An 8,045-nucleotide genomic window follows, 5' to 3' on the forward strand; every position below is an offset into this window, starting at 1 on the left:
AGGAGTAATGATGAACAGTTTAAAACGAATTGCTAAAGCCTGGCTGCTGATGAATGTCACTTTTGGTCTTCTTATTTTTGCGACGCAGCCGGCGCTGGCCAGTGACGATTACGATCTTGATTCCCTGATTCATCTGCTTCCCCCTGGCTGGGCCAGTGGTGTAACAGGGGTGTTTATCGTTCTTTATGCCGTGGCGCAGCTGCGTGCCGTTCTGCCACCTTCTGTGACTGGCCGTATTCCGGTGGTCATTATGAAGATTCTGGACTTCGTAGCCGCGAATTACGCGCATGCGCGTAATGCCGATGCCGCCAGAAAAGTTGCACAGGAAGCAGCCAGGGCAAATGGACCATCGGATGATGAATTCCGTGTGATGGTGGAAACGGCCAAAAACAAAGGGGAACTGCGTGGAAGTCGTATTGAAAGTGCTGGCACTGATACTGGAGATGACGGTTCAGGCAGTAAAAACCCACAGTGATGATGAACGGCAGCAGAGGATAGATTATGCGCGAAATAATCCCGCTGATTATCTGCGCCGTTTTGGCAGGGTGCGAGTCGTCGACCCCGATATTGGCTCCGAGTCCGTGCGCAGCAGAGAAACCGAAGATTGATATCACTCATATCGATGGTTACTTCGTTATTTCTGATGATGACATGGGGCAAATAACTGGATACATATCGGCCCTTGAAGCCGGTTGTATCGCTCCAAAATAAAGGGATGAAATGAAAGTTTATATTGCCGGGCCAATGACGGGTCGTGAAGATTTTAACCGTAACGCTTTCAATAAAGAGGCTGAACGTTTAGCCCGTCATGGTCATACCGTTCTTAACCCAGCTAGTTTGCCTGATGGGCTTGAGCAGCGTGAATATATGGATATTTGCTTTGCGATGCTCCGCTGCGCTGACGCGATCCTGATGCTTCCTGGCTGGCAGACATCCTCCGGGGCTACAGCTGAGTACCATTATGCGTACAAGATGGAGCTACCTGTTTATTCAACGCTTCATTACCCACCTGTGGCACCGATTGTAGCGGCATAAAGGAGATGGGGATGCAAATTATAGACATCTGGATGCCGCCTCGGAGCAGCAAAACGACAGCTCTTGTAGCGATGTTAAAGGGATTTAACCAGCATGAACTATGTGCGATGTATGTTGGTTCTGACGAACAATGTATGGAGATTGTTCGTCAGCATGGAATCCCCAGGGAGTGGACTTGTCGATTCAGTTTACTTGTTGGAGCGGAAATAAGCAAAATCCCGAAAATTTTAATAATTGATGACCGTGAATATACCGAATCTAAATTTAAAAAAATATTTGGATTTAGTCTTCTTGATACCGTTAGAAACATCGAAGCATATGGCTATGTCTATGCGTTTAATTTATATCCACCACTCCACGAAATAACCGTCGAACAAACAATAAATCTGTCTCACAACGATATTAAGTTGATTGAGCAATCACTTGGTGAAGCCAGTCGTTCAATAGCAGAAGTCAATAGCCGACTATATAAAAAGTAGTGTTCCGCTTTCGTGCGACCACGGTCGCACGCTTTTCTATTCTCATTGACATGAGCGTTGCTGCGTAACGGGTTCATAGCCCAACCTACGCGGGCTTATAGCGCTCATGTCAATGAGGACGCAAGTGCCGCTGAAGAGCTGGCCAGCGTAACAGACTGCCGGAGATAAGCGCCGGGGCGTTGCGCTCTTCATCGAGCGACCACGGTCGCACGGGGTGGCTCTCACCCCCCCCGTCAATGCGAGTCATTATCGTCTGTGGGTCCTTTCCGGCCCCTGCGTAAGCTACGGGGCTTCAGACCCGCACGGTATCGCTATATACGAAAATTTTCAAAAATGGCGGTTGTTGTTTAGTCGTTTCGCTTCAGCCATGTCCATATGCGGCTTTCAGGAAAAAAAATAACAACCAGCCCTCAAAAAAACGGGTGAAAAATGAGTGTTTACCTGAATAAGAAGGATATGGCTGCCAGCCTGCGTATATCAGTTCAGGCCTTTGATAAATGGGGCGTCGAACCTGCGAAGAAGGACGGGCGAGAGGTTTTTTATGATGTCCGCAGCGTGCTTGATAACCGGTTGACGCATAAAAACGAAACGAAAAAAACCGATGAAGAATCTGACCAACTGGATGAAGAAATCAAGGCTGAACGGTTACGACTTCTGAAAGCACAGGCTGACGAACAGGAACGGGAAAACGCTCGCGCAGAGGCATTGCTGGTTGATACCGCGTTCTGCACCTTTGTTTTAAGCCGGGTGGCCAGCGAGATAGCCAGCATTCTGGATACCATTCCTCTTGCGTATCAGCGAAAGTTTCCGGGGTTGAGTAAAAGTCACGTTAATCACCTTAAGGGGGAAATTATTAAGGCAAGAAATAAGGCAGCAAAGGCGGAGGGGATTATTCCAAAACTGTTAAATGAATATATCAACGGAGCAGATAAATAACCTTATTTCCGCTGTAGAAGCTGGTCTTGCTGCATTATTTAAGCCTGAAGAAATGACCGCCGTCGAGTGGGTAGACGATAACTATTACCTCCCAAGAGAAGGTAACTATCAGGAAGGTAAGTGGGAAACGCTGCCATATCAGCGGGCTATTGTGAATGCAATGGGTTCCGATGATATCCGAAAAATAAACCTTCTTAAGTCAGCCCGCGTTGGTTATTCAAAAATGCTATTCGGTGTGCTGGCTTATTTCATCGCTCATAAGCAGCGCAGCATTATCACATGGCTCCCCACTGATGATGATGCTAAAGACTTCATGAAAACCGACGTCACACCGACGATTCGTGATGTTCCAGCTTTGCTGGCTCTCGCGCCGTGGTATGGGAAAAAGCATAAAGACAACACCATCACCCTGAAAAGTTTCTCTAACGGGAGAAGTTTGCGAGTGCTGGGTGGAAAGTCGGCAAAAAACTACCGCGCCAAATCGGTCGATGTGGTTGCTTATGATGAACTTGCTGCATTCGACGCTGACGTTGAGGGGGAGGGTTCCCCAATTTCCATCGGTGATAAGCGTATCGAAGGTTCTGTTTGGGCAAAAAGTATTCGCGGCTCCACACCCAAAATTAAGGGCCAGTGCCAGATGGAAAAAGCGGCAAAAGAATCGCCGCATCTGATGCGCTTCTATATTCGTTGTCCGCACTGTGGTGAATATCAATATCTGAAGTTTGGCGATAAAGAAACGCCATTTGGTTTCAAATGGGATCGCGGCCATCCTGAGTCGGTTTTTTATCTCTGTGAGCATACTGGCTGTGTAATTCGGCAGCACGAGCTGGATTACACTGGTGCCCGTTATGTTTGCGATAACACCGGCATCCGCACGGAAGATGGTATTCACTGGTATTCCTCTGCCGGCGATGAAGTATCCCCACCACTGAATGTTACTTTTCACATCTGGACAGCGTATAGCCCGTTCACCACCTGGGTGCAGATTGTTACCGAGTTTGAAGATGCTGTAGGCGATACAGCCAAAATGAAAGCCTTCGTTAACACCACGAAAGGCGAAACATGGTCTCCTGAAGTTGGCGAACGCCCGGATGCGGAACTGCTTGTTGAGCGTAAAGAGGATTACAAGGCTGTTGTTCCAGAGTTTGCGGTTTATCTGACGGCTGGTATCGACTCTCAGCTGGACCGCTACGAGATGCGTGTGTGGGGATGGGGACCTGGTGAAGAATCATGGTTGATTGATCGCGTCATTATCATGGGGCGTCACGACGAAGAAGAAACGCTTAAGCGTGTCGACGAAGCCATTCACAAGCGGTACACCAGAGAAAATGGTACTGAAATATCCATTTCACGCATCTGCTGGGACATCGGGGGGATCGACCCGGATATTGTCTATAAGCGCTCCCGTATGCATGGCCTGTTCTGGTTGATACCCGTAAAAGGGGCATCAACTTACGGAAAACCCGTGGCGGATATGCCGCGTAAGCGGAATAAAAAGGGTGTCTATCTGACAGAAATAGGCACCGACACGGCAAAAGAGCAGATTTACCACCGTTTCACTTTGGTGCCGGAAAACGATGAACCATGCCCAGGCGCTATCCACTATCCCAATAATCCTGATGTATTCGACCAGGCAGAAGCACAGCAGCTGACGGCTGAAGAACTGGTTGAGAAGGACGAAAAAGGCAAAAAACGTCTGCTGTGGGATAACAAGGGCAGGCGTAACGAAGCGCTGGATTGTTTAGTCTATTCGCTTGCGGCCCTGCGTATCAGTAAAGCTCGATTCCAGATCAACCTGGAAGAACTGCTGGCCAGCCAGCGTGAAGATGGTGAAAACCGCAGGCAACAAAACCAGCTTAACGAGCTGGCTGAACTGGCAAAACAATTAGGAGGTAATTAGTGGTAACAAGAGCCGATCTGGATGAAGCAAAGCGAGCTTTACATGACTTAATGACTGGTAAGCGTGCCGTGACAATCCAGAAAGATGGGCGGCGTGTAGAGTATTCCAGCGTCAACGTTAATGATCTGAAGCGATATATCAAAGAGCTGGAAGATGAGCTGGGCTTATCTGGCCGTCGTTCCCCCGTGAGGTTTTTCCTATGAAACAACTGCTGGGGCCGGACGGCTCAACCCCACTGCGAGAATACGCAGGATACCAGGGCGGAGGTGCGGGCTTCGGTGGTCAGTTAATTGACTGGAATCCTGCGCGGGAAAGCGCAGATGAAGCGCTGCTGCCAGTGCTTGATCGCGGTAACGCCCGCGCGGAAGATTTAGTTCGTAACAATGGCTACGCGGCCAATGCTATCCAGTTGCACCAGGATCATGTTGTCGGGTCGTTCTTCAGGCTGAGTTATCGGCCACAATGGCGTTATCTGGGTATTAACCAGGAAGATGCGCGTGCATTTGCCAGAGATGTGGAAGACGCATGGTGGGAGTTTGCTGAAGACGATCATTGCTACATCGATGCTGAACGCAAGCGAACATTCACGATGATGATCCGCGAGGGTGTTGCGACCCACGCTTTCAACGGAGAGCTGTTTACCCAGCCTTGCTGGGAAAAAGAGCAGCGTCGAATTTTCCGTACTCAGTTCAAAATGGTTAGCCCGAAGCGTGTCAATAACCCGTTTGGGCAGTCGGACAGCAATGAGCTACGTGCCGGCGTTCGTGTCAGCAAGGCAGGGGCGGCGATGGGATATTATGTCAGCGATGACAGCTATCCTGATTGGTCGTCCCAGCAGTGGACGTATGTTCCACGCGAGCTGGTCAATGGTCGCCCGGCGATGATCCATGTGTTTGAGCCAAAAGGAGATGGACAGACGCGCGGAGCGAACCAGTTTTACAGTGCTATGGAGCAGATGAAAATGCTCGATACGCTGCAAAAAACGCAGCTGCAGAGCGCCATTGTTAAGGCGATGTATGCGCTGACCATTGAGAGCGAGCTGGACAGCGAGAGTGCAATGGAATTTCTCTTGGGTGCTGGTGAAGGCAGTAAACCTAAGTTCAATGAACTGCTGAAGGTGCTGAATACTTACTACGATGCGTCACCGGTCAAAATGAACGGTGTGAAAGCATCGCACCTTGCTCCAGGTGACTCACTGAATCTGCAGACAGCCCAGAATGCGGACAATGGTTTTTCAGTGTTTGAAGCGGCGTTGCTGCGCAATATAGCGGCGGCGCTGGGCGTTTCGTATGAACAACTTTCCCGTAATTACCAGCAGCTCAGCTATTCAACCGCACGGGCCAGCGCCAATGAATCCTGGGCCTATTTTATGGGGCGCAGGAAGTTTATAGCTGCCCGCCAGGCCAGCCAGATGTTTCTCTGTTGGCTGGAGGAAGCAATCGTGCGTGGGATTGTTAAGTTACCGCGTAATGCACGGTTTTCATTTCAGGAGGCGAGAAACTCCTGGGCGAAATGTGAGTGGATTGGTTCGGGCCGTATGGCCATTGATGGTCTGAAGGAAGTTCAGGAGGCCGCGATGCTGATTGAGGCCGGGCTGAGCACATACGAAATTGAATGTGCTAAACGCGGGCTGGACTACGAAGAAGTGTTCCAGCAGCAGGTTCTGGAAATGAAAGCACGTAAGAAAGCTGGTCTCCGGCCTCCGGCATGGGCAGCGCAGGTGTTTAATGACACCCTGAATAACTCAAACAAGGAGGACGCAGATGCAATCGCTGCGTAATTTGCCCCACATTGCCAGCATGGCGTTCAACTCGCCGCTACTGATAGAACCCGCCTATGCGCGGGTTTTCTTTTGCGCACTGGCCAGCCAGATGGGAATTGGCACCGTGCGTGACACGCGGGGAGAACTGTTGACCGGGGATCAAATCGGCAATGAGTTGGCTCTGTTCGGTGAAGAAGAGCGCTCTGTTGAGCGAAAACCCTATCAGGTATCTGGCCGTATTGCGGTGATCCCTGTTAGTGGAACGCTGGTCAGTAAGGCCAGTTATCTCAGTAGTTATTCCGGGATGACTGGTTACAACACCATTATTGGGCTGCTCGGAAAGGCGGTTCATGACCCGGATGTTGACGGCATTCTACTGGATATGGATACGCCAGGTGGCATGGTTGCAGGGGCATTTGATTGCGCCGACAACATAGCTCGTATGCGGGAAATAAAACCCATTTGGGCGCTGGCTAACGATATGAACTGCAGTGCTGGCCAGTTGATTGCCAGCGCGGCGTCACATCGCCTGATAACGCAAACGGCTCGTACAGGCTCCATCGGCGTGCTGATGGCGCACTCGAACTACTCCGGTCAGTTACAGCAGGACGGTATCGAAATCACGCTGCTGCACAGCGGGGCGCATAAAGTGGATGGAAATATCTACGAAAAGCTCCCTGAAGATGTACGCAAAAAAATGCAGACGGCGATTGATGCAACCCGGCAGATGTTTGCTGACAAAGTGGCGCAATACACCGGGTTAAGCGTCGAAGAAGTGCTGGCGACGGAGGCGGCGGTCTATTCCGGCGCAGATGCGCTGGAAGTGGGGCTGGCTGATGAGCTGGTCCTGAATACTGATGCCATTGCACACATGCGTGAAGCGATCGGCAGTAAAACAACGACACGCAACAGCGGAGGCTCAATGTCGAAAACAACCCCAACCACCACCCTTGAAAACCAACCGAGTGGTGAAGGTCTCAATGTCAATCAGCCGGACACCGGCGCAACCCTGACCGCCGAGCAATTAAAGGCGGCAGTGAAAGCCGAGAGCCAGCGCATGATGGGCATTATGAACTGCGAAGAAGCCATCGGGCGTGGCGAACTGGCTAAAGAGCTGGCCGCAACTGAGGGGCTGGGCGTGGATGATGCGAAGCGCATCCTCGCAGCAGCCCCCAAGAGCGCACAGGCCCGTTCTGAAACCGCGCTCGACACGTTGATGGACAGCGCCCCGGATACGCTGAGCGCAGGTCTGGACAATAAACAGAACGATAACGATCTGCTGGATATTCCCTGCTAAGGAGGGGAGATGATTAAGGACACTTTTGAACATATTCAACCGGGCGCTAATAGCGACCCACGTTATACCGCTGTGATGGCCAGTGGCCTGACAGCTCCGACGTCAAAATTGACTCCAGTGATGCTTGATGCCGCTGAAGATAGTGCGGGTACGGTAGTTGCGTGGGACGGCCAAAAAGCCGGTACCGCCGTTGCATTGTTGGCGCTTGATGCAGATGGCACCGAAACACTGGTGACCGTGTACAAAAGCGGCACCTGGCGCATTGAGGATATCCAGTGGCCTGAAGGGGTTTCGGATATCAAGAAATACAACGCTTTTGCCGGTTCGGCACTGAGCGTTCAGTAACGATAACGGGCCGCTAATGCGGCCTTTTTTAAAGGAAGAATCATGGCAGGTGAAACTTATACCACCACGCAATTAATCGACGTTTTACGCAAAAAAATGAAGTTCAAACAGGTGTTTATGAGCCTGTTCTTTCGTGAAACGTTTTTGTTCTCAACCCAGAAGGTGGATCTGGCTGAAATCCCTGGTGATGTGGACATGGCTGTTTATGTCTCTCCGACCGTAGGTAGCAAAGTGCTGCGTACGCGCGGTGGTTTGACGAAACAGTTCCAGCCGGGTTATGTCAAGCCGAAG

General features: G+C 50.7%; 11 protein-coding genes. All 11 read left to right on the forward strand.

The window, feature by feature from the left end; genetic code table 11:
- Positions 1 to 7 precede the first annotated feature (7 nt).
- Entirely contained in the window at positions 8 to 475 is a 468-nt protein-coding gene (locus NMC31_RS22715) for a hypothetical protein (RefSeq protein ID WP_253899165.1), read from the forward strand.
- 26 nt (positions 476 to 501) lie between these two features.
- A complete protein-coding gene (locus NMC31_RS22720; protein WP_063617390.1) occupies positions 502 to 711 on the forward strand; it encodes a hypothetical protein in 210 nt (69 codons plus the stop codon).
- Between the two features lie 9 nt (positions 712 to 720).
- The gene (locus tag NMC31_RS22725) at positions 721 to 1,035 is read left to right on the forward strand and encodes a DUF4406 domain-containing protein (protein ID WP_063617391.1); all 315 of its coding nucleotides are present in this window, start codon (positions 721 to 723) and stop codon (positions 1,033 to 1,035) included.
- Positions 1,036 to 1,046: 11 nt separating this feature from the next.
- On the forward strand, positions 1,047 to 1,514 hold the full coding sequence (locus tag NMC31_RS22730) for a hypothetical protein (RefSeq protein WP_063617392.1): 468 nt from the start codon (positions 1,047 to 1,049) through the stop codon (positions 1,512 to 1,514).
- A gap of 429 nt (positions 1,515 to 1,943) precedes the next feature.
- Positions 1,944 to 2,450: a terminase small subunit gene (locus tag NMC31_RS22735; protein WP_301544640.1), complete on the forward strand. Its 507-nt coding sequence runs from the start codon at positions 1,944 to 1,946 to the stop codon at positions 2,448 to 2,450.
- The gene (locus tag NMC31_RS22740; RefSeq protein ID WP_253899166.1) at positions 2,422 to 4,350 is read left to right on the forward strand and encodes a phage terminase large subunit family protein; all 1,929 of its coding nucleotides are present in this window, start codon (positions 2,422 to 2,424) and stop codon (positions 4,348 to 4,350) included. The genes NMC31_RS22735 and NMC31_RS22740 overlap by 29 nt, the downstream gene beginning before the upstream one ends.
- Entirely contained in the window at positions 4,350 to 4,553 is a 204-nt protein-coding gene (locus NMC31_RS22745; RefSeq protein WP_253899167.1) for a phage head-tail joining protein, read from the forward strand. The genes NMC31_RS22740 and NMC31_RS22745 overlap by 1 nt, the downstream gene beginning before the upstream one ends.
- Positions 4,550 to 6,130 carry a phage portal protein gene (locus NMC31_RS22750; RefSeq protein WP_253899168.1) on the forward strand — a complete coding sequence of 527 codons (1,581 nt, stop codon included), beginning with the start codon at positions 4,550 to 4,552 and terminating at the stop codon, positions 6,128 to 6,130. The genes NMC31_RS22745 and NMC31_RS22750 overlap by 4 nt, the downstream gene beginning before the upstream one ends.
- Positions 6,114 to 7,409, forward strand: coding sequence for a S49 family peptidase (locus tag NMC31_RS22755; RefSeq protein WP_253899169.1), 1,296 nt, complete (start codon positions 6,114 to 6,116; stop codon positions 7,407 to 7,409). Before NMC31_RS22750 ends, NMC31_RS22755 begins: the two co-directional genes overlap by 17 nt.
- A gap of 9 nt (positions 7,410 to 7,418) precedes the next feature.
- A complete protein-coding gene (locus NMC31_RS22760) occupies positions 7,419 to 7,754 on the forward strand; it encodes a head decoration protein (RefSeq protein ID WP_253899170.1) in 336 nt (111 codons plus the stop codon).
- A 42-nt stretch (positions 7,755 to 7,796) separates the two neighbouring features.
- The coding region (locus NMC31_RS22765; protein ID WP_253899171.1) for a major capsid protein at positions 7,797 to 8,045 on the forward strand (249 nt) is incomplete at its 3' end.

The sequence above is a fragment of the Pseudocitrobacter vendiensis genome, from assembly GCF_943590815.1.
GTDB classification, from domain to species: Bacteria; Pseudomonadota; Gammaproteobacteria; order Enterobacterales; family Enterobacteriaceae; genus Pseudocitrobacter; species Pseudocitrobacter vendiensis.

Coding starts and splice junctions, on each gene's coding strand:
- NMC31_RS22720 (WP_063617390.1), top strand. CDS start 502: ATGCGCGAAATAATCCCGCTGATTATCTGCGCCGTTTTGGCAGGGTGC.
- NMC31_RS22725 (WP_063617391.1), top strand. CDS start 721: ATGAAAGTTTATATTGCCGGGCCAATGACGGGTCGTGAAGATTTTAAC.
- NMC31_RS22750 (WP_253899168.1), top strand. CDS start 4,550: ATGAAACAACTGCTGGGGCCGGACGGCTCAACCCCACTGCGAGAATAC.
- NMC31_RS22755 (WP_253899169.1), top strand. CDS start 6,114: ATGCAATCGCTGCGTAATTTGCCCCACATTGCCAGCATGGCGTTCAAC.
- NMC31_RS22740 (WP_253899166.1), top strand. CDS start 2,422: ATGAATATATCAACGGAGCAGATAAATAACCTTATTTCCGCTGTAGAA.
- NMC31_RS22735 (WP_301544640.1), top strand. CDS start 1,944: ATGAGTGTTTACCTGAATAAGAAGGATATGGCTGCCAGCCTGCGTATA.
- NMC31_RS22760 (WP_253899170.1), top strand. CDS start 7,419: ATGATTAAGGACACTTTTGAACATATTCAACCGGGCGCTAATAGCGAC.
- NMC31_RS22715 (WP_253899165.1), top strand. CDS start 8: ATGATGAACAGTTTAAAACGAATTGCTAAAGCCTGGCTGCTGATGAAT.
- NMC31_RS22730 (WP_063617392.1), top strand. CDS start 1,047: ATGCAAATTATAGACATCTGGATGCCGCCTCGGAGCAGCAAAACGACA.